Origin of the sequence: Methanoculleus chikugoensis, from assembly GCF_900095385.1 — an archaeon.
Taxonomy (GTDB): domain Archaea; phylum Halobacteriota; class Methanomicrobia; order Methanomicrobiales; family Methanoculleaceae; genus Methanoculleus; species Methanoculleus chikugoensis_A.
Window position 1 is genome coordinate 1 of record NZ_FMID01000038.1, and the last position, 24,635, is coordinate 24,635.

Annotated in this window: 28 protein-coding genes and 1 tRNA gene; 12 read left to right on the top strand and 17 right to left on the bottom strand. The window is 59.8% G+C overall.

Going from position 1 to position 24,635, the window contains the following annotated elements; translation table 11 throughout:
* Window positions 1–305: 305 nt before the first annotated feature.
* Window positions 306–390, bottom strand: a tRNA-Ser gene (locus L21_RS07530).
* 39 nt (window positions 391–429) lie between these two features.
* Window positions 430–1,515 carry a hypothetical protein gene (locus L21_RS07535; RefSeq protein WP_074369873.1) on the bottom strand — a complete coding sequence of 362 codons (1,086 nt, stop codon included), beginning with the start codon at window positions 1,513–1,515 and terminating at the stop codon, window positions 430–432.
* A gap of 28 nt (window positions 1,516–1,543) precedes the next feature.
* On the opposite strand from L21_RS07535, the gene L21_RS07540 reads away from it, so the two are divergent.
* Window positions 1,544–2,530, top strand: a complete 987-nt coding sequence (locus L21_RS07540) for an archaeosine biosynthesis radical SAM protein RaSEA (protein ID WP_074369874.1) — start codon at window positions 1,544–1,546, stop codon at window positions 2,528–2,530.
* Here L21_RS07540 and L21_RS07545 read toward each other — a convergent pair.
* The 3 genes from L21_RS07545 to L21_RS07555 form a co-directional block, all read right to left on the bottom strand.
* Entirely contained in the window at window positions 2,527–3,756 is a 1,230-nt protein-coding gene (locus L21_RS07545; RefSeq protein ID WP_074369875.1) for an ornithine cyclodeaminase, nickel-pincer nucleotide-dependent, read from the bottom strand. The two genes, L21_RS07540 and L21_RS07545, sit on opposite strands and share 4 nt — an antisense overlap.
* Window positions 3,757–4,471: 715 nt before the next feature.
* Complete coding sequence (locus L21_RS07550; RefSeq protein WP_074369876.1) at window positions 4,472–5,077, bottom strand: NTP transferase domain-containing protein; 606 nt, start codon at window positions 5,075–5,077, stop codon at window positions 4,472–4,474.
* On the bottom strand, window positions 5,065–6,063 hold the full coding sequence (locus L21_RS07555; protein WP_074369877.1) for a pyridoxal phosphate-dependent aminotransferase: 999 nt from the start codon (window positions 6,061–6,063) through the stop codon (window positions 5,065–5,067). The genes L21_RS07550 and L21_RS07555 overlap by 13 nt, the downstream gene beginning before the upstream one ends.
* 197 nt (window positions 6,064–6,260) lie before the next feature.
* Between L21_RS07555 and L21_RS07560 the strand changes: the two genes are divergently transcribed.
* The 4 genes from L21_RS07560 to L21_RS07575 all read left to right on the top strand — a co-directional run bounded on the left by L21_RS07560 (window position 6,261) and on the right by L21_RS07575 (window position 9,980).
* On the top strand, window positions 6,261–6,440 hold the full coding sequence (locus L21_RS07560) for a ribbon-helix-helix domain-containing protein (protein ID WP_067073974.1): 180 nt from the start codon (window positions 6,261–6,263) through the stop codon (window positions 6,438–6,440).
* Window positions 6,441–6,451: 11 nt separating this feature from the next.
* The gene (gene ftsZ / locus L21_RS07565) at window positions 6,452–7,579 is read left to right on the top strand and encodes a cell division protein FtsZ (protein WP_074369878.1); all 1,128 of its coding nucleotides are present in this window, start codon (window positions 6,452–6,454) and stop codon (window positions 7,577–7,579) included.
* 360 nt (window positions 7,580–7,939) lie between these two features.
* On the top strand, window positions 7,940–8,800 hold the full coding sequence (locus tag L21_RS07570) for a coiled-coil protein (RefSeq protein ID WP_074369879.1): 861 nt from the start codon (window positions 7,940–7,942) through the stop codon (window positions 8,798–8,800).
* 55 nt (window positions 8,801–8,855) lie between these two features.
* The gene (locus tag L21_RS07575) at window positions 8,856–9,980 is read left to right on the top strand and encodes a DUF373 family protein (RefSeq protein ID WP_074369880.1); all 1,125 of its coding nucleotides are present in this window, start codon (window positions 8,856–8,858) and stop codon (window positions 9,978–9,980) included.
* A 347-nt stretch (window positions 9,981–10,327) separates the two neighbouring features.
* On the opposite strand, the gene L21_RS07580 is transcribed toward L21_RS07575, so the two are convergent.
* The 9 genes from L21_RS07580 to L21_RS07620 form a co-directional block, all read right to left on the bottom strand.
* A complete protein-coding gene (locus L21_RS07580; protein WP_074369881.1) occupies window positions 10,328–10,771 on the bottom strand; it encodes a hypothetical protein in 444 nt (147 codons plus the stop codon).
* A 233-nt stretch (window positions 10,772–11,004) separates the two neighbouring features.
* Entirely contained in the window at window positions 11,005–11,280 is a 276-nt protein-coding gene (gene albA, locus L21_RS07585) for a DNA-binding protein Alba (protein ID WP_074369882.1), read from the bottom strand.
* A gap of 13 nt (window positions 11,281–11,293) precedes the next feature.
* On the bottom strand, window positions 11,294–12,310 hold the full coding sequence (gene asd / locus L21_RS07590) for an aspartate-semialdehyde dehydrogenase (protein ID WP_074369883.1): 1,017 nt from the start codon (window positions 12,308–12,310) through the stop codon (window positions 11,294–11,296).
* A gap of 47 nt (window positions 12,311–12,357) precedes the next feature.
* Entirely contained in the window at window positions 12,358–12,531 is a 174-nt protein-coding gene (locus tag L21_RS07595; RefSeq protein ID WP_054847238.1) for a 4Fe-4S binding protein, read from the bottom strand.
* 61 nt (window positions 12,532–12,592) lie between these two features.
* The gene (dapB, locus tag L21_RS07600; protein ID WP_074369884.1) at window positions 12,593–13,351 is read right to left on the bottom strand and encodes a 4-hydroxy-tetrahydrodipicolinate reductase; all 759 of its coding nucleotides are present in this window, start codon (window positions 13,349–13,351) and stop codon (window positions 12,593–12,595) included.
* On the bottom strand, window positions 13,344–14,219 hold the full coding sequence (gene dapA, locus L21_RS07605; RefSeq protein WP_074369885.1) for a 4-hydroxy-tetrahydrodipicolinate synthase: 876 nt from the start codon (window positions 14,217–14,219) through the stop codon (window positions 13,344–13,346). Before dapA ends, dapB begins: the two co-directional genes overlap by 8 nt.
* Window positions 14,220–14,229: 10 nt before the next feature.
* Entirely contained in the window at window positions 14,230–14,418 is a 189-nt protein-coding gene (locus L21_RS07610; protein WP_074369886.1) for a 30S ribosomal protein S17e, read from the bottom strand.
* A 12-nt stretch (window positions 14,419–14,430) separates the two neighbouring features.
* Window positions 14,431–14,982: a thiamine-phosphate synthase family protein gene (locus tag L21_RS07615; protein WP_256712700.1), complete on the bottom strand. Its 552-nt coding sequence runs from the start codon at window positions 14,980–14,982 to the stop codon at window positions 14,431–14,433.
* Between the two features lie 40 nt (window positions 14,983–15,022).
* Window positions 15,023–15,571, bottom strand: a complete 549-nt coding sequence (locus L21_RS07620) for an HD domain-containing protein (RefSeq protein ID WP_074369887.1) — start codon at window positions 15,569–15,571, stop codon at window positions 15,023–15,025.
* A 91-nt stretch (window positions 15,572–15,662) separates the two neighbouring features.
* Here L21_RS07620 and L21_RS07625 point away from each other — a divergent pair, with 91 nt between their 5' ends.
* The gene (locus L21_RS07625) at window positions 15,663–15,845 is read left to right on the top strand and encodes a hypothetical protein (RefSeq protein ID WP_256712703.1); all 183 of its coding nucleotides are present in this window, start codon (window positions 15,663–15,665) and stop codon (window positions 15,843–15,845) included.
* On the opposite strand, the gene priL is transcribed toward L21_RS07625, so the two are convergent.
* Complete coding sequence (gene priL, locus L21_RS07630) at window positions 15,842–16,846, bottom strand: DNA primase regulatory subunit PriL (RefSeq protein WP_074369889.1); 1,005 nt, start codon at window positions 16,844–16,846, stop codon at window positions 15,842–15,844. The genes L21_RS07625 and priL overlap by 4 nt on opposite strands.
* Window positions 16,846–17,589, bottom strand: a complete 744-nt coding sequence (locus L21_RS07635) for a DNA polymerase sliding clamp (RefSeq protein ID WP_074369890.1) — start codon at window positions 17,587–17,589, stop codon at window positions 16,846–16,848. Before L21_RS07635 ends, priL begins: the two co-directional genes overlap by 1 nt.
* Window positions 17,590–17,834: 245 nt before the next feature.
* Between L21_RS07635 and L21_RS07640 the strand changes: the two genes are divergently transcribed.
* The 4 genes from L21_RS07640 to L21_RS07655 all read left to right on the top strand — a co-directional run bounded on the left by L21_RS07640 (window position 17,835) and on the right by L21_RS07655 (window position 21,267).
* Entirely contained in the window at window positions 17,835–18,446 is a 612-nt protein-coding gene (locus L21_RS07640; RefSeq protein ID WP_074369891.1) for an RlmE family RNA methyltransferase, read from the top strand.
* Window positions 18,424–19,302 (top strand): GTP 3',8-cyclase MoaA, encoded by an 879-nt coding sequence (moaA, locus tag L21_RS07645; RefSeq protein WP_074369892.1) that lies wholly within the window; start codon window positions 18,424–18,426, stop codon window positions 19,300–19,302. Before L21_RS07640 ends, moaA begins: the two co-directional genes overlap by 23 nt.
* A 276-nt stretch (window positions 19,303–19,578) precedes the next feature.
* A complete protein-coding gene (locus tag L21_RS07650) occupies window positions 19,579–20,088 on the top strand; it encodes a hypothetical protein (RefSeq protein ID WP_074369893.1) in 510 nt (169 codons plus the stop codon).
* A gap of 12 nt (window positions 20,089–20,100) precedes the next feature.
* A complete protein-coding gene (locus tag L21_RS07655) occupies window positions 20,101–21,267 on the top strand; it encodes a M20 family metallopeptidase (protein WP_074369894.1) in 1,167 nt (388 codons plus the stop codon).
* 173 nt (window positions 21,268–21,440) lie between these two features.
* Here L21_RS07655 and L21_RS07660 read toward each other — a convergent pair whose 3' ends face one another.
* Window positions 21,441–22,424 (bottom strand): lysylphosphatidylglycerol synthase transmembrane domain-containing protein, encoded by a 984-nt coding sequence (locus L21_RS07660; RefSeq protein ID WP_178377698.1) that lies wholly within the window; start codon window positions 22,422–22,424, stop codon window positions 21,441–21,443.
* Window positions 22,425–22,703: 279 nt separating this feature from the next.
* Here L21_RS07660 and L21_RS07665 point away from each other — a divergent pair, with 279 nt between their 5' ends.
* Complete coding sequence (locus L21_RS07665; RefSeq protein WP_074369896.1) at window positions 22,704–23,435, top strand: glycosyltransferase; 732 nt, start codon at window positions 22,704–22,706, stop codon at window positions 23,433–23,435.
* Window positions 23,436–23,501: 66 nt separating this feature from the next.
* Window positions 23,502–24,581, top strand: a complete 1,080-nt coding sequence (gene wecB / locus L21_RS07670) for a non-hydrolyzing UDP-N-acetylglucosamine 2-epimerase (RefSeq protein ID WP_074369897.1) — start codon at window positions 23,502–23,504, stop codon at window positions 24,579–24,581.
* Window positions 24,582–24,635 lie beyond the last annotated feature (54 nt).

Sequence of the window (24,635 nt, forward strand, 5' to 3'; positions counted from 1 at the left end):
CCCCTGTCTCCACCATACAGGGATCAGCCTACAACCCCACCCCGCCCGGCCTTCGGCCTCCTCCCCCGCCCAAGGAGCGGGGGCAGTCATGGCGATAGGCGATGCCCCCTACGGGACATCACTGGAGAAAATCGAAGGTCTTGGACTTGCGATGGACGGAACGTCCGGAGCACGAGCACCGCTAGGTGCGCAGCCCAGTGGAAAGCCGTGCTCCTGAGCACCCCTGATTGCGGCCATCTGGAGCGAACAGGGGGTTTCAACAAGGCCGAACTAACTTTCTTCAACGGTTGGACGTGAATAATAGACGCCGGGAGGGAGATTTGAACTCCCGAGGTGCCAGGCACCAGTGGCTTTCAAGGCCACCGCCTTCCCGGACTAGACTATCCCGGCTCGCCTAAACCTATTGGTCGCCGGACAAAAAAAGGTTGTTCATCCTCTGCGCGCGAAGACAACGGCAAGAAGCGCGAGGAGTGCGAGAGCAGCAGGGAGCGGCGCGGCCTGTGCAGGGGTGGGGGTCGCGTCCCCGAAGAGACCGGGCGCGGTCTGGCTCACCCGGACCGAGTCGGCATTCGCGGCCGAGACCTGCACCGTGCCGCTGTCGTTGTAACTCATGGGATAGACCTTGACGTAGACCGGGCCGCCCCGTGCGGCAACCTCCACAGTCTCAGGCTCGAGCATGCCTTTCTCGTTGACCTTGTGGTGCTTGTTCTCCTCATCGATGTACTCGACCACCCAGTCGATCCCGGCCGAGGTTGCGATCGTCACAATACCGCTTCTGGTGTCGACCTCGAAGTAGGCCGGGGCGGACCGGCTGGCGGGGGAACTCGCGGATATCATCGCCTCCGTCGGCTTCGGACCGGGTGTCCCGGTCACCACGAATACGGCGTCGCCGATGTAGCCTTTGGTGTCGGAGAAGGTGACCTCGTACGAGCCTCCTTCGGAGATGGGCACCTCAACGGAGAACGCTCCGTTCTTGTCGGTCGCTACGTACTGCGGCCCGTAAACGGTAAAGCCGTCTCGTTCGACCCGGACCTGTACGCCTGCGTCACTGAGATCCGCGATCGAACCCCGGAGGTCGAGCGTGCCGTCGAAGTCCTGGTTGCCCGGAGAGTTGATCTTGAGACTCCCGGACCGGTCGACCAGATTGACGATCTGCTGTTTCTTCGAACTGCTCCCGAAGGTGGAGAGCGTGGGATCGACGATCTCGACCGAGTACTGCCCCGGTTCGAGGCCGTCGGTCTCGAACGTCGTGGAGAACGACCCGTCATTCTGGACGACGATTGTCTTCCGTTCAATCTCGTGCTTCATGTACTGGGCACGATACAGTATAATCTCCGTGCTGAACCCGGGATTGACCGTCGGCTTGGGAAGTCCCTCCACGATCGTGGTACCGGTGATGTCGAGTGTATCGCCGATGTACACCGTCTGCGGGGCACTGAATGAGATATATGCGGCCGATGCCGTACCGACGAGCATCATCGCGGCGATGATCGTCAGCCATGCGATCCTTTTCATATCATAACATCCTCGAATATGAGGTATAATGGTATCCAAATTAACCGAGAAGCCGCTGGCGTCCTGGCGGGGGAAAGACCGCTTTGACGGGCGGATCCTCGATACGCTGACGGTTATCTTTCGAAGCGGCGGGTGCTCCTGGAACCGGTGCCGGATGTGCGGCTACCGGCACGAGCGGTATCCCGACCTCCCGGAGGACGAAATCGCCGAACGGATGATCCGCCAGGTCCGCTGGGTGAAAGAGAACTTCCGCGACGAGGACTACCAGGTGCTCAAGATCTTCACGTCGGGGAGTTTCTTCGACCCCGGCGAGGTCCCCCCCGCCGTCCGGCGCGCAGTCGCGGAGACGTTCCGCGGCAAGGCCGTGATTGCCGAGACACGGCCCGAGTACGTCGAGGCCGACGCAGTCCGCGAGTTCCGGGAAGGGATCGATACCGGCGACTGGGATAAACCACTCCATGTCGCCGTGGGCCTCGAGACCACGAACGATCTCATCCGGGAGAGGAGCATCGACAAGGGGTTCTCGTACGCCGACTTCCTCCGCGCCGCAGAGGTCGCCCACGCCGCCGGTGCGGGCATGAAGGCCTACCTGCTGATGAAACCGCCGTTCCTGACCGAACGCGAGGCACGCGACGACATGATACGCTCGATCAGGGACGTCGCTCCCGTTGCGGACAGCATCTCCATGAACCTCTGCACCGTCCAGAGCAGGACCGAGGTCGAACACCTCTGGAAGCAGCACGCATACCGGCCGCCGTACCTCTGGAGCGTCCTTGACGTGCTGATCGCCTCTCCGGTGCATATCCTCTGCGATCCCGTCGGCGGCGGACAGATGCGAGGGCCGCACAACTGCGGCGGCTGCGACCGCCCGATCGTGAAGGGGATCGCCGACTACTCGCTAACCGGCGACGTCGAACTCCTGCGCGCCCTTGCGGAGACGGAGTGCGGATGCAAAGAAGAGTGGGAGTTCGTGCTGGATCAGGAAGAGCCGTTCTGTATGCCGCTCAGCCGCTAGCACTTCTCCAGTTTCTCCAGCTGCTCGCAGAGCAGCGGGAGGAACGTCCCCGCATCGCTCACGACGCCGATCGCCTGCGTCGTGCCTCTGTCCATTAGTTTCGTAACCGATGCGGGGTTGATGTCGACGCAGACGGTCTTGACGTACGACGGGAGGCAGTTCCCGACGGCGATCGAGTGCAGAAGCGTTCCCACCATCACCACCATCCCGAGATCGTGGATATGGCCGCGCATGGTGTCCTGCGCCTCGACGACGTCCGTGATCGTGTCGGGGAGCGGGCCGTCGTCCCGGATGGAGCCGGCGAGCACGAACGGGATGCCCTTCTTCACGCACTCGTACATGATCCCGCCGGTGACGACCCCCTGGTCGACCGCGTTCTTGATGGAGCCCGCCCGCATGATCTCGCTGATGGCGCGGATGTGGTGCTTGTGCCCGCCGGTGACGAGCGTGCCCGTTTTGACGTTCATCCCGAGCGACGTGCCGAAGAGGTTGGACTCGATATCGTGGGTGGCGAGCGCGTTCCCCGCGAAGAGCACGTCGATGTAGCCTTCACGGATCATCGTTGCGAGGGCGTCGGCCGCTCCGGTATGGACGATGGCGGGGCCGCCGACGAGCGCGATCTTCTCGCCTTTCTTCTTCGACTTCAGGATCTCGCGGGCGATCTTTCCGATGATCGCCTCGCTCGGCCGCTCGGACGAGACGGTTCCGTGCATGAACTCGAACGTGCTGACTTTCCTCGGCCGCTCGGGGTAGACCACGCGAACCCCGGTCTCGCTGACAACGACCGCATCCCCTGCCTTGATCTTCGCTATCGGGGTGCATATCGCGCGTCTCTCCTTCTCGTCGACCACGATATGGCAGTCCATCTCGATGCGTTCGACGGGCAGCCATTCGTCCCGGTATTTCACGAAGGTCGGGTGATTGGTGGTCGAATAGAACCCCTTCGGCAGGATCCGGTCGCCCTCTGCCGGTACGAGGGTGACGTCGCCGATCTCGGGGGCACGCGCCCCGAGCCGGTGCAGTTCGGAGAGGATGGCGTCGAGCAGGTGATCGTCGGGCGCCGTCACGCGCAGACGTGCGTAACTGGTGTCTGTCTTCAGCTTCCCGACATTGAACGTGAGGATCTCGAATTCGCCTCCCATATCCATGATCCTGTCAAACACCAGGGTCATGACGCCCGAATCGATGATATGGCCTTCTAGCTCGATTTCCCGGCAGGATTCCATGTTATAAAGATGGGTGATAGTCCGATAATACAGTTTCCCCGTGTGCCGACTGCTGGTATCCGCTCTCCAGAGCGTCACCTCCGTTTGCTCAGCGGGATGGCGAGCAGCCCCGGGCGTGCATCGCCGCGCACCGGTCCCGAGGCTGGAAAACCTTTGGCGCTCAAATTTCGGCCTTATTGAAACGCTCTCAGGAGAGTCATCGATTACACCCGGACACGGATTCCGGGGGGACTGCGCACCTTGACGGTGCTCATGCTCCGGACGTCCCGTCCATCGCAAGTCCGAGACCTTCGGTCTTCTCCTGCTCCGGTTCTAACGAACCATCGCAATCGCCACGCACTGCCCGCCCCCCGGGGGCGGGAGGAGCGCGAAGCGCGGGTGGTGGGGGGCTTTTGAGGGAGCCATCTGGTGTGAAGAGACAGGGGAGGGGGGATGCTCCCCCCCTCGAAACCCTTCGGGTTTCTCAAGCTCGCTACGCTCGCACTCCCCGTCAGCCCCACCTCGCACCTTCGGTGCTCGAACTCCGCTCCTACGGAGCGTCGTTCCCCCAGTGGGGATTCTCCCACGGTCCACTGCACTGTGAGATTTTTCCGTTTTGGTCACTGTGTTTGCCGGACAGCCACACGTCCCTCAATTACGGCCTCCAGAGCCAATACATGTCAGCGGGGTTGGAACTCCTCAATCGTGCACCATGACCGTCAGAACAACCGGAAGACTACTCACCCCGCTTCCGGCAGAGGTACTCCTGCACCAGCGCCAGTTCCTCACGGGTGTTGACGTTGAAGGCAAGCCGTCTGTCGTGCAGGAGAAGTTGCAGTTCGTCCTGGGCCGCACCGGAACCGCCCGCCGTCAGGATGTTGATCCCGGCGGGGCAGGCCGGGACGCCGTCGACCGTTTCCGCGTACCTGGTGCGGCAGCCGTGCTCCTCGCAGAGGTCGCGGGGCACCCACGTCGAGCATGCCGGCGTTCCCGCCCGGCGCCAGGCGTCCTCGACGGCGGTGACGATATCGGGCGCAAGACAGGGGAGGTCGGATACGCAGGTGAAGAAAGGCGTTCCTTCTTCCTCCAGGTCCGCCGCAGCGGCGTTGATGTCTTCGATGTAGCCGAGCCCCTCCGCTTCGTACAGGCCGACCCCCTGCGCCCGGCACCAGTTCTTGGTGAACGGCGTCCGGTACGAGGCGACCACGACCACCTCGTGGCCTGCGGCCGTGAAGGCGTCGGTGACGTAAGAGAGCATCGGCCGGCCGCAGATGGTGACCAGGGGTTTCTCACCCATCCGGAGACGGGTACCTCGCCCCCCGGCCATGATCAGGGCAAGCATGCTTCGAGCGCCTCAATGAGTTGCCTGTTCTCCTCGTGGGTCCGGACGGCCACGCGGATGTGACGGGGGAGCCCGAACGACCGGCAGTCCCGGACAAGAAGGCCGCGGGAGAGGAGCCGCCCAACGAGCACCTCCGCCTCCATCGGGATTTCAAGAAGGATATAGTTCGCAGAGGGGGGCGCATAGCCGAGATTGAGATCGACCAGACGGCTGCAGAGCCAGGCACGCTCCCGGGCAATCCGCTCCCGCGACTCCTCAAGGAGGTCGTAGTGCCGGAAAGCCTCGATCGCGAACGACTCGGCGAACGCGTTCACCGTCCAGGGAAGGCGCACCGTCTCCACCCTCTCGATGAGCTCGGGCGCGCCGAAGGCGTAGCCGAACCGGATGCCCGGCACGGCGAAGCTCTTCGTGAGGGAACGCAACAGAAAGAGGTTCTCGTGGGAGACGTCGACAACGCTCTGGGCCGGGTCGGAGAGTTCAATGAAGGCTTCGTCGAGGAAGAGGCACGCTCCCCGGCCGGCGACCCCCTCAAGCAACCGGAGGACTTCCACCCGGGTCAGAAGTTTCCCGGTGGGGTTGTTCGGGTTGCAGAGGAACCGAACGGCAGCCCCGTTCTCATCCGCCGTACACCGGGCACCGGCAAGCCTCACCGACACCCCGTACTCGGCAAACGTCGGCGACTCGACATAGGCGGCATCACCGGTCCCGAGCACGGCAGAACAGAACGCGCGAATCAACTCGACGGAACCGTTGCCGACGGCGACCTCTGCGGCATCGCGCCCGAATGTTCTGCCTATTTCCTCTTTGAGCGTCACATACCGGTCGTCGGGGTAATCTTTCAGCGCCGAAACGTCCGGTATCCAGGGGATATCTGGAGGATACGGATTCACGTTAGCACTGAAATCAAGCAGCTCGCCCCTCTCCCGGGTGCGGTGCCAGCGCACCCGACCGCCATGTTCCGCCCTTTCGGGGAGATTATCTCTCATATTCGTGGCAACTCTTTGAGGATACGTTGTCGGCTGCTATCCATAAAACCGTTATGTCGGGCAAAATTCCATACCGACAGATATATATACCATCCAGATATTATTATGCTTTATCTGATGCAGTCAGACGAAAAGGTTACGATTGTCTGACAAATGGCCGACAAGGGGCAGCCGCATGTCAGATATGAGTGATTGAAATGATGGATCGGATAACAATCAGATTGCCACGACAACAGGTCGAGATGCTCGAGAGGCTGGTGGAAGCCGGCGAATTCCCCACGGTATCGGAGGCTGTGCGGTATTCGGTCAGGGCGCTTCTTGAAAGGCATGGAAACCGTGTTCTACGTGAGGCCGACCAGATTTCATTCAAAGTTTAGGAGGTATATTGATGCAGACGATCATCAACGAAGCGTTAAGACACGCAGAACGTGAGAAGTACCTGAAGACGGACATGGCCGACGGCGAAGACGACATCATCGGCCAGCCACGTATTGTCATCGTAGGATGCGGTGGTGCGGGCAACAACACCGTCAACCGGCTGTACCACATGCAGGTCAGCGGTGCGGAGACAATCGCGATCAACACGGACAAGCAGCACCTGGACATGATCCAGGCCGACAAGAGAGTCCTTGTCGGCAAGTCGCTCACCAAAGGCCTTGGTGCCGGCGGTTTCCCCGACGTCGGCAGGCGTGCAGCCGAGATGGCCCGACCGACTCTGGAGGGCCTTCTCGCAGACGCCGACCTCGTCTTCATCACCGCAGGCATGGGCGGAGGCACCGGTACGGGCACCGCCCCGGTCGTCGCGCAGATCGCAAAGGAGCAGGGCGCCATCGTCGTCGGCATGGTCAGTTACCCCTTCCAGGTCGAGAAAGCCCGGCTTCTCCGCGCGGAAGAGGGGCTTGAACAGCTCTCTTCCGCTGCCGACTCGGTGATCGTGCTCGACAACAACCGCCTCATCAAGTACGTGCCGAACCTCCCGCTCGGCCAGGCGTTCTCGGTCATGGACCAGCTCATCGCGGAGACCGTCAAGGGCATCAGCGAGACGATCACAGAGCCTTCTCTCATCAACATCGACTACGCCGACGTGCGTGCCATCATGAGCAAGGGAGGCGTCGCCGTGATGCTCGTCGGCGAGAGCAAGCAGCAGAACAAAGCCGAGAGCGTCGTTCACGAGTGCCTCAACCACCCCCTGCTGGACATCGACTACCGCGGAGCCACGGGCAGCCTCATCCACATCACGGGCGGAAACGACCTGACCCTCCAGGACGCCGAGGAGATCGCAAGCTCCCTGACCTACGAACTCGACCCCCACGCGGACGTCATCTGGGGAGCGCGGGTGAACAGCGAGTACGAAGGAAGAGTTCGCGTCATGGCGGTCATGACCGGCGTGAAAAGTGCACAGATCCTCGGAAGCCACCGCGCCTACGAACCCGCGACCCAGCGGTCCGGCGCATCTGTCAACAGGCGCATGGCCAGGGACGCCCCGAGCGGGGGCGGCCTCATAGACTTCCTCTGAAATCCCCTACCCTCTATCATACCTTTCTTAAATCGGAATCGTTTCACGGAGGCGTCCCCCATGCTCCTACGAAATACTTAAGAGCACAGGTGACGTTTGAATTATAGACGTTCTTGTATAATCCCTCCAGCACGGGGTGTATTGTGCAGGGCATAGATCCACCGGATCTGCGATTGCCAAAGTACCGGGGTTGAACACATGAGCAGACAGATGAACGACGGTCTCGGTCACCGAGTCCGGGAAGCGTCTTTTCTTGTGGTGTGGCCGCTACACGAGCCTCCGGCATCCTGCAGCACACGGGAGCGGTCTTTTGCTGGCGGGGATATGAGACAGGTACCGAATGTCGAGGATTGGTAAAGAATGCTGAACGATCTGATTGAAAAGAGAAAAAAGGTCCTTGCGGAGTCTGAACAGCACAAAGACCGGCGCAACGAGTTGAACGCGCTTGCCAGCAAAAACGCCCGGGAACGCAACACGTTGAATGCCCAGACCCGCGAGTTCGTCGAGGAGGCGCAACAGCACAAGGAGCAGCGGGATAAGATCAACGAAGAAGTCCAGGCGCTGAAAGACCAGAGAAACGATTACAACGACAAGGCAAACGCGCTCTTCGAGGAGATCGAGTCCTTCAAGAGAGAGCACGGCAACCTCCAGAACCGGGGCATCAAGGAACTGCAGAAGCAGATCGAGCACCTGGAGTTCAAGCAGCAGACTGAGGTCTACAGCACCGATAAGGAACGCGAGCTGATCGAGAAGATCAAGCAGCTCAAGGCGGCAGCGAAGGACCAGGAGGCCGAGCTCGAACAGAACAAGGAGATGCGGACGAAGCTTACCGACGCCCGCGAGTTTCGCAGACTGGCTTCCGAGATCCACAAGGAAGTCACCGAGAAGGCCGAGGCCGCACAGCAGCACCACGACCTGATGGTGGAGTCTTACAGGAAGGCCGACAAATCCCGCGAAGAGGCCGATCAGGCCCACCAGCAGTTCGTCGAGGCCCAGGAGGCTGCGGACGAAGAGCACAAGCAGTTCATCGCCTGCCAGAAGGAGCTCCGCGACTACGACAAGGTTATCTCGGGTCTCCGGAAGAAGACCAGGAAGACCAAAGTCACCAAAGAGCAGAAGGCCGTCCGGAAAGAGGCGGAACGTGTCTTCCAGCAGTTCCGTGACGGTGAGAAGATCACCACCGACGATCTGCTCCTGCTTCAGCGTGCAAAACTCATCTAATACTTTTTTACCGCGCCGCAAATCATTTAATAGATCTGAGGCGATGTTCTATTGAATGGCGAAAGAGCGGACGCTTGTCCTCTGTGTCGATCGCGATGACGATCTCGGGTTTAAAGCCGGGATCGATGGTCCCATCGTGGGCAGAGAGGCATGCCTCCATGCGGCGACCTCGCTCGCCCTGGCCGATCCCGAGGACTCCGACGTCAATGCAATCTTCGAGACGATCAAACTTCACGACGAACTTGCCGGGAAAGGGGAAGAGGTCGCCGTCGCCGTCATCTGCGGCAACCATATGAACCTGCTCGAGGGCGACCGGCGGGTAGCGTCCAGTCTCGATGCAATTCTCTCCGCAACGGGTTCTACATCCTGCATCATCGTGACGGACGGAGCCGAGGACGAGTACGTCCTCCCCATCATCCAGTCCCGGGTGCCGGTCAGCAGCGTGCGGAGGGTCGTGGTCAACCAGATGCCGAACCTCGAGGGGACGTATTATATCTTACGACGTCTGCTCGACGACCCGAAGGTCTCGAAGATTGTGCTCGTCCCGCTCGGTCTCGCGATGCTCCTCTATGCCGTGGGATACCTCCTCGGGTACCCCGAGGGTGCGACCATCGTCGTCGTCGGCGTCATCGGCACCTACCTGCTCTTCAAGGGCATCGGAATAGACGAAGTCTTCGGTTACCTGATCACCTCGCTGAAGGCATCGCTCCACGGCGGGAGGTTCACGTTCGTCTCCTACATCGCTGCGATACTCCTCGGTATCGTCGGGATTATCCTCGGGCTCATAAGCCTCCTCGAATACTACTCCCCGTTCGGCATCGTCATCCAGGTGCTCGCGTTCATCTACGGTGCCGTCGCCTGGTTCACCGCCGCCGGCCTCGTGGCATCGGTGGGAAAGATCATCGACATTTTCTTGAACGAACGCGAAGCCATCCAGCGGGTGATTGCCCTGCCGTTCTTCGTTCTGGCGATCGGGGCCATCGCCTACGGGGCAAGCGTCTACATCCTCTCGATCAGCAGCGAGATCTCCGGGTTCCCCATAACGAGTACGACCGGTGCGCTGTATATCCTCTTCGCGATAATCGGAGGACTCTTCTGCGCCTTCTTTGGCGTATACCTCCAGTCGTTCCTGGGCCGCTGGGTCGACGAACGCGAACCGGTTGCGAACCGGTCGCACTGAAGAGACGTAGCGACGCCCGGACACCTTTCAAACCCGGGTTCTCCCTATCTTGCAGGAGATTCCCGCCCCTTACTTCCCGACGACGTAGCGGATGAAGCATTTCGGCCAGATGACGGCCGTAGTTATAGACAGGACTCATCGGGCCGTGCGACGACGGCGATCGCCCCCGGATCGTCTCTGCCGCGAAGTAACAGCGGCCCCGAAAGACTCTCAATTCGCCCGTCACACCCACCGCGCCCTCGCGGAGACCGGGCTGCTGTCGCAGGCGTGAGCGCGGCCGAACGCCGTACTCGAAAGACCTGAAGGTAGCGTCAAAAGATCGGCATCCCAATCCGGCTTACCGACGGTCAGGCAAAATAGCCGAATCCATCGGGAAATTCGCTGACGTTCTCGTAGTGTTTGACGTCCTGGGAGGTAACGATGGTGAGCGAGGGCACGACCACACCGAACCGGTGAGCGGGGAACCAGTACGACCCCTGCCCGTAGTCGTTCGACGCGTCCTTCACGCGCACCTCGATACGCTCGAGATCGAGATACTGAACGCTGGCGTTGTTGAAGTTCAGTACCTCGAGTGCTTTCTGCCTCAGATCGGATTTCCCAAGGAGGAGAACGAGGAACCCGATGCCGTCGTCTATCGTATAGTTCATGGTGACGACGGCATCCGCCTTCTCCAGCCGGACGGTGACGTCTTTGACGGTGATGTAACTGTACCGCTCCTCGCCCGCCGCCACCGCGGGAGCAATGAGAGCAGCCACCAGCAGCAGCACCATGCCGACCGCCAACCGTTTCATGGTATAGCGTATATGGAGCGGCTCATAAAGCCTTTATGGTCGATCCGCACCAAATCGGCCGTATACACGACCGTCTGACGGATAGGGCGCGCAAGAGAGGTTTTTTCCGGAGCGCCGGATGCCGCCGATGCAGTGTGCGGGAGCATCCGCGAGAATAACTCCCGGGCGGAGAGATTCCACCGACATCCGGCCGCTACGCTCTCCTCACGAGTATCAAAAAGTGCTTCGGGATCTCACTTCGCATGAGCGAGGACAATCTCGATGCTTGATACGTTAGTCTTGCCGGTATCGGTGTCAATCATCTCGGTCGACGTGAAGATCTCTTTCTTGTCCACGTTTGCAAGGAACCGGTTGAGCGCGATCTCCGCCGTATCGACCGCACGTGAAATTGCCTTCCCCCGGGCCTTAATCGCGACTTCCTCCGCTCCGTTATTGAACTGAGTGACTACCGCAAGCACGTAGTTCATGACCGGTTTGTTTCCTACGAATACTGTGTTGTCCTTTATCATTAGCCCACCTCGTCTAAAGGTACTTCCTCGAGCATATCAGTTCTGCGTTGAGGACGGATGCGCCTGCGGCCCCACGGATGGTGTTGTGGCCGAGCGCAACGAACCGTAATCCTTCACGGATTCTCCCGACCGACACCGTCATGCCCCGTCCGCGGTTACGGTCGAGCCGTGGCTGCGGACGGTCGGGCAGGTCGAGGAACTCAACGGCCTTCTCCGGCTGTAAGGGTAGATTGTTGAAGGGTGACTTAAAGTTTGCGTAAGCTTTTTTCACTTCAGCAACCGGCTCCTTCACGTCGACCCAGACCGCAATGGTATGCCCGTCGATGACGGGAACCCGGTGGCAGCTTGCGCTCACGCCGAACGAAGCCGGAGTCACCTCGGAACCGTCAAACGATCCCATGATCTTCAGCGTCTCGATCTCCATCTTCTCCTCTTCGGAGCCGATGTAGGGAACGACGTTATCATAGATGTCCATAGCGGAGACGCCGGCAAACCCGCCCCCGGAGATAGCCTGCATGGTCGCCACGCGCACGTCATGGAACTCGAACGATCTCAAGGGTGCAAGGGCCAGCGCAAGGACGATCGTCGAACAGTTCGGGTTCGTCACGATGAATCCCCCACGCCCGCGATCCCGCTGGACGTCGATCAGACCGAGGTGATCCGGGTTGACCTCCGGGATCACCAGCGGAACGTCCGCATCCATACGGTGCGACCGGGCGTTGCTGCAGACGCCGATACCTGCATCAGCGATCTCCGTCTCAAGAGACGCCGCCACCTCAGGCGGAAGCGCCGAGAAGACGAGATCGCAGTCCTTCAGGCTCTCGACGGTTGTGGGAGTGACGGCGATATCACTGACATTGTCCGGGTACGGCGCATCGAGGCGCCAGTTGACCACTTTGCCGTACGGTTTTCCCGCACTCCGCTCAGATGCGGTCAGCGTCTGGAGATGAAACCAGGGATGATCCGCCAGCAACTGAACAAAGCGCTGTCCTACCGCTCCTGTGGCACCAAGCACTCCTACATTGATCATAGACAAAAATATCTGTAGTGTAGGAGGTATTAAAAGAGTTGGTTTCTTTATTCCATGGAGATCGCTTCTGACGGGCACTCGTCGACGCAGGTCTCGCAATCGACGCAGAGATCGATGTCGACCTTCGCCTTCCCGTCTTCCATGGTGATGGCGGAAGCTGGACAGACGTCCACGCAGGTTTCACAACCGGTACACTTTTCAATATCAACAACTGCTGCCAATTTGGTTCCTCCGAATGTACATAGTTTACAACCGCATCAAAAATAAATTTCGCTTCCCTTATCACAGCCCGAGGACATCCTGCATACTATAGATGCGCGGTTCCCTGCCGACGACCCAGCGTGCGGCCCGGACGGCGCCCTGGGCGAAGACCGCCCGGTCGTAGGCCCGGTGGGAGACCTCGATGCACTCGAAGTTCCCGGCAAAGAGGACGGAGTGATCGCCGACGATATCGCCGCCGCGGACAACGTGGACGCCGATCTCCCCTTTCCGCTCGGTCTCGCCGACGCGACCGTAGACTTTTTCGCGGCTTCCGAGTTCCTGGTCGAGGATCTCGAGGATGGTCTTTGCCGTGCCGCTCGGGGCGTCCTTCTTGTAGCGGTGATGGGCTTCGGTGACCTCGATATCATAGTCGCCGAGCTCGCGTGCCGCTTCCCGCACGAGTTTCCAGAAGATGTTGACGCCGACGGAGAAGTTGCTCGATATCACCGCAGGGACGTGTCCCTCGACGGCGCTCGCGATCGTCGTCCGCTGCTCGGGGGAGAATCCCGTCGTCCCGACGATGAGCGCCACGTCGTTTCGGGCGGCGGCTTTGATGTTCTCGACCGCAGCGGCCGCAACGGTGAAGTCGATCAGGACATCGGGCTTCTTCTCGTTCAGGAACGCATCTATCTTCGCCGCCGGGACGACCTCGGTCCCGAACAGCGTTCCTTCCCGTATATCGATGCCGCCGACCAGTTCCATGTCGGGGGCTTCATCGACGATCCGGCCGATGTTGGTGCCCATACGGCCCAGAGCACCGGATACGACTACCTTAACCATGGTTTACCAGCACCTTTCTCAGTTGTTCCGTCTTTGCTTCGTCGAGTTCGTCGAGCGGCAGCCTGACCGGTCCCGCGGCCATCCCGATGAGCCCCACCGCCTTCTTCACGGGGATGGGGTTCGTGTCGATGAACATTGCCCGCATGAGCGGAGCAAGTTCATAGTGCAGAGCGCGCGCGCGGGCAAGGTCGCCGGCCCGGTAAGCCTCGTACATCCCCACCATCCGGCCGGGGTCGACGTTTGCCGTCACCGATATCACGCCAGCACCCCCTAAGGCGAGGACGGGGAGGGTCATTGCGTCGTCTCCGGAGATCACGCCGAACTCCTCGTCCTGCGTCTCCTCGATGATACGGGAGATCTGGGTGATGTCGCCGCTTGCCTCCTTGATCCCGACGATGTTCGGGTGCCTCGCGAGCTCGGCCACCAGGTCGGGCTGGAGGTTCTGCCCCGTCCGGCCAGGGACGTTGTAGAGGATGATCGGGAGATCAAGGTCGGCGAGCTTCGTGAAGTGCTTGACGAGCCCGGAGCGGTTCGGCTTGTTGTAGTACGGGCTGATGACGAGCGCACCGTCCGCACCCGCGTCCTTCGCCGACCGGGTCAGGCGAACGGCCTCCTCCGTGTTGTTCGATCCCGTCCCGGCAAGCACCGGCACCCGCCCGTCGACGACCTCGACGGTCTTGCCGATCACCAGTTCGTGCTCCTCGAACGTGAGCGTCGCGGACTCGCCGGTCGACCCGCAGGGCACGATACCGTGAACCCCGCGCTGCAGGAGTGACTCTATGTTGGACTGTAATCCTTCAATATCGAGACTCGCTCTCGAGTCCCGGTAAAAAGGGGTAATGATTGCCGGAAGGATTCCCTCAAACATATAGTTTGGTTTAACGCTTCCTGGTATTTATCTTTCTTGAGATGTACCCGGCAACCCGGTTCCGAACGGTCTTGCTATCAATCATGGCAACTTCAGCGACCGCGTGTTTATTCTCTTCAAAGTCTCCACTGAATCTGCCACGGTGCTTGACGATCAGTTCTTCGCCGAGGTTCTTGATATATGACGGTTTTATTCCCATGTGGACCTACCCTTACAATTGTGCATAGGTAATGCGATTTGACAGTTTAAGAATATTTTGTGCGACCGTGACCGGATCCTCCCCGAGAACCCGGATCATCGGCTCTTTCCCCATGGCCCCCCGGTCGTAGATGACGTCGGGCACGCCCTCCCCGCAGCAGGAGGCGACCCCCCAGTCCATCGTCTGCACGCCCACCGGTTCTTTCTCCCGGTCGAACGAGCAGACCTCGAAGAGGAGGTTATCGAGCTCCGGGAGGATCGCTTCCGAGAAACGGATATTTGCGGCGCTCCGGATGCGCGGGTCGAAACGCATGGCCGTGATGACGATCCGGGCTATATGATCGCTTGCCCCGAACGCGATCTCCCCGACGGGATGCACCGCCTCGCCGAGCCTGACGATCCGGCCGAGGACTCCCGCCACGTCGTCTTTGCTCCGCGCATCGGGCAGGGCGTAGACGATGTTCATCCCGACCTCCGCGATGAGCCGGGCGTCCATCCGCTCGACCAGGAGCCCTACGGCCTCTTCCAGGCGATCGACAACCTTCTCGCGCTCTTCCTGCATCATGCCTTCTATCCTCGGCCCGGGAGTCATATATGGATTGCGCTCAGCCGAGAGCTACGTCGCCGCGGACTTCCGCGAGCCCCTCGATCGCGAGGCGGTAGAACGTCTCCATGTCCATGAGCGGTTCGATCATCCGGATCCTCTCGCGCTCGCAGCCGGCGGCAAACGACTTCTCCTTAACCTTCTTCTTCACCGTCCGGGGGGTGACCTCGTCGATCGCCCCGCCTTTCACCAGGGCGCAGGCGATGATCAAGCCTGACGCGCTGTCCGCCGCCTGGAGCGCAACCTCGACGGGCCGAACGTAGTCCCCGAAGAGCATGTCGTTGTGGCGCCTGACGATATCCGCGGTCTCTTCCGGGACACCGTTCTCGATGAGAATCCGGTAGCCCTCGATGCCGTGCCGCTCCATATCCCCGCCGACGATGTCGTAGTCGATGTCGTGCAGAAGGCCGATGACCTCCCACTCCCCGGCATCCTCGCCGAGATGCTCCGCGACCTTCCTCATGACGGCCGCCGTGGCATGGCTGTGCGCAATGTGGGATGGCGACGTCACGTAACGCCGGAGCAGGGCCAGTGCCTCGTCCCTCTCCATACGCGTGGGATTGTCGGCCGACCCGGATAAGCGTGCGGGTCGCCCCCACCCTATGGATAGAGATATACCTGCACGTACCCCACCTGTTTACATGAATCTACGGGTTCTTGAGGTGCTGGCCGCATTCGGGTGTCTTGCACTGTTTGTCGTGCTGCTGGTGACGCTGCCCGATCTTATGGTAGAGATGGAGGGGCTTGCATACGTCGCCGCACTGGTCGCCTTCATCGCCGCGCTCAGTATCGCCGGCTACCTGATCGATAAAAAGGTCGCTTAACTCCGCTTTTTCTTTATATTTTTCTTGAGCCGGTAGTAACTCAGCGGATGGTTGACCCGTTCGCAGTCCTTATCCCGGTTGGCGCAGAGCCCGAACGTGCGCATGGTGGCGCACGACGGCGGGGTATACTCGGTGCCGCCCCGGCCGGAGATGTGCTCCACCTGGTACATCGTCATGTCCGGGTCGAAGTCCGGAGCCCGCGCGAACACGTCCGCTATCTGCGCGACGTTCATCCCGATGGTGTGGAGGAACGCCGTGATGGCGAACCGACCCATGTGCGTCAGGTTCGTTCCCGCGGTGATCGCCTGGATGAGCGCGCCGATACAGGGCGGGAACGCTTCCTCCCTGACCTCGCCGAACTGCTCGAGGGCCTGCTGCTGCTGCAGCGCGGCAATCTCGCCCGTCACCGGCGCGAGACGTTCGCAGATCCCCCCCGGAACCCGGAGCGGCAGCTGGTCGGCGATGATCGCCCGGATCCGTTCCCGGATGAGTTCGTCGATCTCGCCCGGCTCGAGGTTCACGCCTCCCTGCCGGACATCCCGGTTGACGAGCCGCCAGCGCTTGTCGCGCAGGTGCGGAACCAGTTCGACGTACCGGGTGACCGGCATTGAAACCGCCCGGGTATCGATGCCGACACTCTTGGCAACGAACCGCCGTATCTCCGGCTCTTCGGCCGCGAGGAAGAAGGATGCGCGTTCGGCCTCGTAGCGGGCAAGGCGGTCGATGAGCGACCGGTCGCCGACGCAGGAGACGAGCATCCGGGCAAGCGCGTAGCTCGCAATCTCAAGCTCGGGCTTGAGGTTCCGGGTATCTTCGTCCCCAAACTCCTTTTTGAACGTGACCGCGGCAACGACCCGCTCCTTCGCCCGCTCGAGCGCCGCGGCGCCCGGGCTGCTTCCGAGAAACTCTTCGAGCGACTCGACGTGCCGGCGGGCTAGCTGCTGCGATTCTTTCAAAAAGGGATATTTGATGAGTTCTTTGCGATCGAGTACTATATCCATCAATCGGCCTCGATCCGAGGAGCAAGGAGGTACTCGACGCGGCCGTTGCCGTCCGCAATGTCAAAGACAAACCTTACGGGGTGATCGATGCCGAGGTAGACCTCCACCTTGTCCGCGCGCGCCATGACCCGGCCCATGTCCTTCAGGTAATCGATCGAGAAGAGAGAGCGGGCCCGCGCCGGGTTTAACGCGACGAGTTCGTCCTCGCCGAGCGCGAGTTTGATGTGGTCGGTGTCGCCCTCCGCCTCCATGTAGAAGGTCATGGCATCGGGATCGATCCCGAGCGCGATCTTATCGGAGATGACGGCGGCGGCTTTGATAGCGTTGTTCAGCGCGTCGCCCGGGACGACCGCCTTGCCGGGGAGGTCGATTCCCGGCGGGTTCGGGTCTTTCCGGATGGTGTTAACGTCAAGGAGCGAGATGGAGTAGCGGTAGCCGCCGAAACTCAGTTCCAGTTTCCGCTCTTCGTCGAGCAGGTTCAGGGTCAGCGCGTCGCCCTTCCCCATCATCCCGATGATGTTCTTCATCTTTGCGATATCCAGACCCAGCTCCCCGGCCGTTGCCGAGAAAGAGTTGAACGCCGTGCTCTGGAGTTCCAGGGAGACCATGGCCACGTTTGCGGTATCGACGGAGCGTGTCCGGATCTGGTCCTCGGCCGTGTGCAGGCGGCATTCCGTCACCAGTGCGGCGATCGCGTCGATGGATTCCCGAAATATTTCTGCGTCAATCGTTGCCTTTAACATTGTGACCCCTTATTAAACTCTCGTTGAAAGTATATAATCACCCTATTCATTATAGTGCTTTACGATCAAAATCGGCAAAAGGCTCATGACGCCGGTCGCGGAGGCGGTCGCGGCAGAGACCGATCGCCCGTACTCCGGAACCGTATCATTGATGTTTAACAGCATCGAATACTATACATAATCTTCTTGATTGTGCCGGCGGTGCGGGCAGCCATCCGTCGACCTCAGGTGGAGGGTAGCTCCTGATGGGTTCTCAATGGACTAAAGACAGCGTCTATCGAAAGGCGATGAAAGCGGGATACCGGGCACGTGCCGCCTACAAACTGCTGGAGATCCAGCAGCGAAACGGCATCATCAGGCCCGGCGACAACATCGTCGACCTCGGGGCGGCGCCGGGCAGCTGGCTGCAGGTGCTTCGCGACCTGACCGACGGGAAGGTCATCGGCGTGGATCTCAATCCCATCGCGCCCATGGAAGGCGTCACCACCATCGTCGGGGACTTCACCGACCCTCTCGTTCAGGAGCGTATCCGCGAGGAGGCCGGCGGCGTCGTCAGCGTCGTGGTCTCCGACGCCTCGCCGAAACTCTCCGGCCAGAAGAGCTACGACCAGGCCCGTGCAATCGGGCTCGGCGAGGATGCACTGGCGTTTGCCTGCACGATCTTGAAACCCGGCGGCAACATGGTGATCAAGTCGTTCCAGGGCGAGCTCTTCGGCGAACTGATTGCCGAGGTGAGGAAGCATTTCTATTCCGTCCGGGGCTACAGGACGAAGGCGTCGCGGAAAGGGAGTGCCGAGACCTATATTATTGCAAAAAATTTCAAAGGAACCTGCGATGGTGCTGAAAGACCCCTATAACCGAACCGTAACCAACCTCAGGATCAGCCTCACCCAGCGGTGCAACCTGCGGTGCATCTACTGCCACGCCGAGGGCGAGGTGAACCCGGAGGAGCAGATGAGCGCCGAGGATATCGCCGAGCTGATGCGGGTGGGCGTGCAGTTCGGGATCAGGAGCATCAAGTTCACCGGCGGGGAGCCGTTGCTCCGCCGCGACCTCGTCGATATCATCCGCTCGGTGCCGCCGGGAGTGGAGTCGTCCCTGACGACGAACGGGACGCTGCTTGCGGCGAAGGCCGCGGATCTCAAAGAGGCCGGGCTTGCACGGGTGAACGTCAGCCTTGACACCCTCCGCCCCGAGCGCTACCGGCAGATCACGGGCAAAGACTGTCTTGCGGACGTTCTTGAGGGAATCGACGCGGCGATCGAGGTCGGGCTGACCCCGGTCAAGCTCAACATGGTGCTCCTCGACGGTATCAACGAGGACGAACTGGACGACTTCATGGCGTTCGTCCGGAGCAAGCGCGACGTCATCCTCCAGGTCATCGAGCTGATGGAGTTCAACGAGTGCAAGTTCCACGGGGACGTGGACGGCGTCGAGCAGGACCTGAACGAGCGAGCGAAACGGGTCGTCACCCGCCGGATGCACCACCGCAAGAAGTACTGCCTCGACGGCGCCGAGGTCGAGGTGGTGCGCCCGCTCCACAACACGGAGTTCTGCGCATTCTGCAACCGCCTGCGCGTGACCTCAGACGGGAAACTCAAGCCCTGCCTTCTCCGGAGCGACAACCTGATCGATATCCGGGGCAAGCACGGCAAGGAACTCGAAGATGCCTTCCGCGAAGCCGTCGGCAGGCGAAAGCCGTTCTTTACGTAAGCGATGTTCGGCCGCGATCGCGGCCGAACGGAGCTTGAGAAAATTGCGCAGCAATTTTCGATGCGCGACTGGCCGGAGGGCAGGAGCGTGAGCACCGGAGGTGCGAAGGCGATGTTCGGTCTTCTCGAACTCCGGCCCTGTGACCCGTCATTACTCGAAGACCACCGGCCATCTCACACTCCGATTCGGTAGAACAGAGCCCCCACCGCCCCGTATCACCGCCATTGTTACCTGGAAGGAATACTTTTTGTACCTCTCTCCCCAATAGGAGAGAATATGCTGGAAATGAACGAGTACGTCCGCGTCATGCAGAAGTTGTACAGCAAATCGCTGATCCTGGAGAGCCCCGCCGAGTTCCATCCGGTCCTGCACTTCTACTTCACCGATGCCCTCGCCCACATCGACTACACGCTCAGCACGCTCGCCTACAACTACATGTCGCCCCGGAACATCATGAGCGTGGAATACATGCGGTGGCGTCTGGACGAGGAGAAGGTCGGCGACCGGGTGCACTTCCCCGGGTTCGTCAACTGGCTCAAAGAGGAGCAGCCGGAGAAGTACGAGGCGCTCCCGATGCTCTGGACCGGCGTCTACGACAACGACGACCCCGCCCAGTACCGGAGTTTCCGGATCGTGCTCAACCCCGACGACAAGAGGGCAATTCCGGCTGATTACCTCTCGACGTTCATCGACGAGTTCTTCGATCCGAAGTTCATCAAACAACTCTATAAAACCTCGTCGCTTGCCCGGCTCTTCGACGAATATATCCGGAACAGGCCGGCATAAGGTGACCGCTCTATGGATGTCGCCCGACTCGCTTCTGCGCTCATCCGGATCAGGAGCGAGAACCCCCCGGGGAGCACGGCGGATGTCGTCGCGTTCATCGGAGAGTTCTTCGACTCCCTCGGGGTGAAGAACCGCATCGTCTCCCATCCCGGCGGGCGGGAGAACCTCGTCACGACCGGGGCCGGTTCCCGGCTCCTCCTCTGCGGCCACGTCGACGTCGTCCCCGCCATCCCCGACGACTGGACGCACGACCCCCATAGCGGGGAGGTTGCCGACGGTTACGTCTGGGGGAGAGGCGCCACCGATATGAAAGGGGGATGCGCCGCCCTCCTCATCGCCTGCCGCGACCTCATCGAGAGCGGGGTGGAGCCGGACGTCCAGTTCGCCTTCGTCTGCGACGAGGAGACCGGCGGGGAGCACGGAATCCGGTCGCTGCTTGCACAGGGCCTGCTCGAACCCCGCGAATGCCTGATCGCCGAACCGACGCCGGAGACCAGCCCGGCCGTCGGCCAGAAAGGCCTCTACCGGGTCGACCTCTCCTTCCGCGGCAGGCCGGGCCACAGTTCCCTCTACCCCCTGGTCGGGAAGAGCGCTGTCATGGCGGCGTTTGACCTGATCGGGTATTTGCGGGAGGTTCACGCCCGTCCGTTCCCCGTCGGCGAAGACCTGCGGCCGCTCATCGACCAGTCCGCACGGGTCTTCTCCGAGATCTTCGGGATCGAGGGAGGGGACGATATCCTCACGAGGGTGATGTTCAACCCGGGCCGCATCGAAGGCGGCGAGAAGGCGAACATCGTGGCGGAGCAGTGTCGGATGGAACTCGACATCCGGGTGCCGTGGGGCTGCTCCCTTGACGAACTCCGGAAGGGCATCGCCGAACATGCACCGGACGCCGTGATACGCGAGACGGACGTGGCCGAGCCGACCCTGACGCCTCCGGACGCCCGGATCGTCCGGACGGTCTCCCGCGAGGTGGAGCGGGTCTACGGGACGGTGACGCCGTTTCTCCAGTGGGCGGCAAGCGACGCGAAGTACCTTCGCGACGTGGGGTTCGACGTCGTTGAGTACGGCCCGGGGGAGATCCCGACGCTGCACGCGGTGGACGAGCGGGTTTCGTTAGAGCAGCTCGAGAAGGCGGTGGATGTCTACCGGGGGGTTATCCGGGAGTACTCGGGGTGACCGGCGGCTGCAGCAAACCGTCGGCTGCTGGAGATGGGTTATCCGGGCGTACTCGGGGTGACCCCCTCCCACTGACGCGGCGCACCCGGATCTCAACCCTGCTGCCCCCCAATCCTCCATCTTCTCGTCTCGATCCAGTTGAGGAAGCAGTCGGATCCTGACCGCTCAGATCTTCATGCACCCTTGAGAGCATCGAAAGAGAGTTTCGAGAAGATGAAGCCCAGCACTAGGGCGAAATACATCGAGACCATGCGATCAACAAGGACGATAGCGATCGCCGTGACCGAGGGAACGCCCATGGCCGTGATGAAGTAGCTCAGCGAGCCCTCCATCGCCCCCACGCCGAGAGGTATCTGCGAGACAAGCCCGATAATGAAGGCAAGGCTCATCAAGATCGATAACTGAATCGGGTTTACGAGAAAGCCGAATGCCAGTGCTACACACCAGAGCCGGGCAAACTCCAGAACCAGTGAGAGCAGCGTTATCAGGAAGACTACCAAGATCTTGGAAAGCGGCATCTTCCGGATGTGCAGGTTGGGCTCCAGTTCTCTCTTCTCAATAGGCAGCCTGACCAGAACCTTCTCCGCCAGCCCCATGAAGAAATCTGCTTTGTAGTAGAGAACCAGCAACAGGAACAGCACCAGCAGAGTGAACTCGAGCACAATTACCGTCACGGCCTTGAGCTGGATCATGACGATGCCGGCAGCAACCAGGAAGAGGATGGTTAATTCGAAAAAACGCTCGTAAAAGAGCATGGATATCCCATCCAGAAACTGCACGCCGTACCTGCGGTTCATGAAGTACGCTTTGTAGAGGTCGCCGACCTTTCCGGGAGTAATATTCGCAAAAAACAGGCTGGATACACTCACCAGGGAGGCATCGTACCATGATATCTCTTGATAATAGTATCTGCTAAGGTACTTCCAGCGATAGACTTTCGATCCTATATTTGCAATAGAGAGCAGAAACGCCAGGGTAAACAGAGGAATGCTGATTGTTGTAATAATCCAGAGGTTGCCGATGATGCCTGACTGCAGGATGAAATATGCCAGGATCACGAGACCGATCAAGAGGAGCAGTAACTGAATGAATCCCTGGCGAGATACGTGAAACTTCATGGCATCCTCAGGACTCCGAGGCTCTCTGGAGGTCGTCACCTAATTTCCTGCTCTCCGGCTGGCTGTACCTCACATCCAGAGAACATATCCCAGCCAGAGAAATTTCGGGATGCCCTCTCCGGGAACAGGATAGTTCAACGGGCATGGGTCATATACATTGTATGTCTCTTTGATACATTAAGCCAGCGAAGATATCCACCGAGAATCGGATTTTATGCATATCAACGCCTCTCCGTGTAAAAGCTATTCAATCGCCTAGGGTTTATCAGGTCAGGATGCCAATGATAATTAATCCATGCAGCTTACGGAGGATATCTGATGATCTCCATAGTCATTCCACTCTACAACGAGAGAGACAACATACTGACGTACAGGGATGAGCTTTTTCCAAAGATCGATCGTATTGCGGGTGCTACGGGGGAATCCTTCCAATATGTTATGGTTGACGATGGGAGTCGTGACGATACATATCCGTTGCTGCAGGGCCTCGCTCGCGAACGATCCGACGTTATCGCGGTGACCAATGGAACAAATAAAGGTATGGGAGCGGCGATAAAGCACGGCCTGCAGTACTGTAAAGGCGATCTTGTTGTAACCATGGACTCGGACCTCACTTTTCGTCCGGAGGATGTCGAAGCCCTTATCGCCGCATACCGGGCGTCGCATCCGGATTGCGTATCGGGATCTCCGTACCTCAAACAGGGATTAATGGAGGAGGTCAGTTTTATCCGGTTTCTGCCGAGCAAAGTAGTGAACACGCTGTACCAGATCCTGCTTGGTGCGAAAATCACCTGTGTAAGCCCCATCTTCCGGCTCTACAGGAAGGACGTCCTTGACGAGATACGCATACAGAGCAATAACTTTGAGATCAACGCCGAGATACTGGCCAAACTGATCCTGAGCGGCAGATCGGTGGTGGAAGTCCCAGTCGTACTCCATACGCGCAGGTACGGCGAATCGAAGATCAACGTCAGCAAGGAGATCCGGAACCATGTGCGGCTTCTGACCAAGATCTTCAAGATTCGAGTTTTCAAAGGGAACTGGGACTGATGCGGATCGGATTTTGCGTCGGTCTCGCCGCACAACAAAAATCATGACACCCAGAGGTGATATAGCATGCACGTTGCTGTTGTTCTTGGAACCCGCCCCGAGATCATTAAGATGTCCCCCATCATCCGGTATTGCGAGGAACTCGACCTAGACTACTCTCTCATCCATACCGGCCAGCACTACTCGTATGAGATGGATGCAGCATTTTTTCACGATCTCAAACTGCCGAAACCCGGGCATAAGCTGAATGTAGGATCAGGGACGCATGCCGAGCAGACGGGTAAGATTATGGTCGGCCTGGAGCGCATCCTTATCCACGATAGACCCGACGTTGTGCTCGTACAGGGTGACACCAACACGGTTCTGGGTTCGGCGTTATCTGCTGCGAAGTTGAACGTAGACGTCGGGCATGTGGAAGCCGGATTACGGAGTTGGGATAGAACGATGCCTGAAGAGATTAACCGCATCCTAACAGACCATTTATCGAGATACCTGTTTGCCCCTACAGAGAAGGCACGGACCAACCTTCTGCAGGAGGGAATCGACGGGGAGAAAATTCGGGTAACTGGAAACACTGTCGTCGATGCGGTTCTTCAGAATATCGAGATTGCAGAGCAGCGATCGCACATTCTTCACGATCTCGATCTGGAACCGGGGAAATACTTTTTACTCACTGCTCATAGGCAGGAGAACGTCGACGATCGTGCGAAATTGGAGAACCTGATCGTTGCAATGCAGGATCTCTATTCGATCTACGGGCTCCCGATACTGTTCCCCGCGCATCCGCGTACATTGAAGCGCCTCAATGAGTTTGGCCTGCCAGTACCGGAGGGCGTATACGTACTCGAACCACAGGGATATCTGGAATTTCTGCTCTTAGAAAAATCCGCAAGGGCTATCCTGACGGACTCCGGCGGCATCCAGGAAGAGGCATGCATATTGCATGTTCCCTGCATAACGTTGCGGGAGAATACGGAACGGCCCGAGGCTCTTGATACTGGGGGAAACATCCTCGCAGGGACTGAACCCAAACGGATTTTACAGGCCGTGTCAACCACGCTGTCGACCGAGGCGACATGGATGAATCCTTTCGGTGACGGGCAGTCGGGTAAAAGGATTATAGAGGTGCTTCTCAGCGACCGATAGTGTCGTCCGCCGTTTTTCCGGTCTATGTTTTTCACCGGCAGAGCCGCAGGGCGC

What these genes read in the sequence shown, in the direction of transcription:
- priL (WP_074369889.1), bottom strand. Translation starts at nt 16,846, where the DNA reads ATGGATATAGTACTCGATCGCAAAGAACTCATCAAATATCCCTTTTTG.
- L21_RS07555 (WP_074369877.1), bottom strand. Translation starts at nt 6,063, where the DNA reads ATGAGAGATAATCTCCCCGAAAGGGCGGAACATGGCGGTCGGGTGCGC.
- L21_RS07625 (WP_256712703.1), top strand. Translation starts at nt 15,663, where the DNA reads ATGAATCTACGGGTTCTTGAGGTGCTGGCCGCATTCGGGTGTCTTGCA.
- L21_RS07545 (WP_074369875.1), bottom strand. Translation starts at nt 3,756, where the DNA reads ATGGAATCCTGCCGGGAAATCGAGCTAGAAGGCCATATCATCGATTCG.
- L21_RS07610 (WP_074369886.1), bottom strand. Translation starts at nt 14,418, where the DNA reads ATGGGAATAAAACCGTCATATATCAAGAACCTCGGCGAAGAACTGATC.
- dapB (WP_074369884.1), bottom strand. Translation starts at nt 13,351, where the DNA reads ATGGTTAAGGTAGTCGTATCCGGTGCTCTGGGCCGTATGGGCACCAAC.
- L21_RS07560 (WP_067073974.1), top strand. Translation starts at nt 6,261, where the DNA reads ATGATGGATCGGATAACAATCAGATTGCCACGACAACAGGTCGAGATG.
- L21_RS07550 (WP_074369876.1), bottom strand. Translation starts at nt 5,077, where the DNA reads ATGCTTGCCCTGATCATGGCCGGGGGGCGAGGTACCCGTCTCCGGATG.
- L21_RS07640 (WP_074369891.1), top strand. Translation starts at nt 17,835, where the DNA reads ATGGGTTCTCAATGGACTAAAGACAGCGTCTATCGAAAGGCGATGAAA.
- L21_RS07580 (WP_074369881.1), bottom strand. Translation starts at nt 10,771, where the DNA reads ATGAAACGGTTGGCGGTCGGCATGGTGCTGCTGCTGGTGGCTGCTCTC.
- L21_RS07620 (WP_074369887.1), bottom strand. Translation starts at nt 15,571, where the DNA reads ATGGAGAGGGACGAGGCACTGGCCCTGCTCCGGCGTTACGTGACGTCG.
- L21_RS07540 (WP_074369874.1), top strand. Translation starts at nt 1,544, where the DNA reads ATGGTATCCAAATTAACCGAGAAGCCGCTGGCGTCCTGGCGGGGGAAA.
- wecB (WP_074369897.1), top strand. Translation starts at nt 23,502, where the DNA reads ATGCACGTTGCTGTTGTTCTTGGAACCCGCCCCGAGATCATTAAGATG.
- dapA (WP_074369885.1), bottom strand. Translation starts at nt 14,219, where the DNA reads ATGTTTGAGGGAATCCTTCCGGCAATCATTACCCCTTTTTACCGGGAC.
- L21_RS07635 (WP_074369890.1), bottom strand. Translation starts at nt 17,589, where the DNA reads ATGTTAAAGGCAACGATTGACGCAGAAATATTTCGGGAATCCATCGAC.
- L21_RS07650 (WP_074369893.1), top strand. Translation starts at nt 19,579, where the DNA reads ATGCTGGAAATGAACGAGTACGTCCGCGTCATGCAGAAGTTGTACAGC.
- L21_RS07665 (WP_074369896.1), top strand. Translation starts at nt 22,704, where the DNA reads ATGATCTCCATAGTCATTCCACTCTACAACGAGAGAGACAACATACTG.
- ftsZ (WP_074369878.1), top strand. Translation starts at nt 6,452, where the DNA reads ATGCAGACGATCATCAACGAAGCGTTAAGACACGCAGAACGTGAGAAG.
- moaA (WP_074369892.1), top strand. Translation starts at nt 18,424, where the DNA reads ATGGTGCTGAAAGACCCCTATAACCGAACCGTAACCAACCTCAGGATC.
- albA (WP_074369882.1), bottom strand. Translation starts at nt 11,280, where the DNA reads ATGATAAAGGACAACACAGTATTCGTAGGAAACAAACCGGTCATGAAC.
- L21_RS07535 (WP_074369873.1), bottom strand. Translation starts at nt 1,515, where the DNA reads ATGAAAAGGATCGCATGGCTGACGATCATCGCCGCGATGATGCTCGTC.
- L21_RS07570 (WP_074369879.1), top strand. Translation starts at nt 7,940, where the DNA reads ATGCTGAACGATCTGATTGAAAAGAGAAAAAAGGTCCTTGCGGAGTCT.
- L21_RS07655 (WP_074369894.1), top strand. Translation starts at nt 20,101, where the DNA reads ATGGATGTCGCCCGACTCGCTTCTGCGCTCATCCGGATCAGGAGCGAG.
- L21_RS07575 (WP_074369880.1), top strand. Translation starts at nt 8,856, where the DNA reads ATGGCGAAAGAGCGGACGCTTGTCCTCTGTGTCGATCGCGATGACGAT.
- L21_RS07615 (WP_256712700.1), bottom strand. Translation starts at nt 14,982, where the DNA reads ATGATGCAGGAAGAGCGCGAGAAGGTTGTCGATCGCCTGGAAGAGGCC.
- asd (WP_074369883.1), bottom strand. Translation starts at nt 12,310, where the DNA reads ATGATCAATGTAGGAGTGCTTGGTGCCACAGGAGCGGTAGGACAGCGC.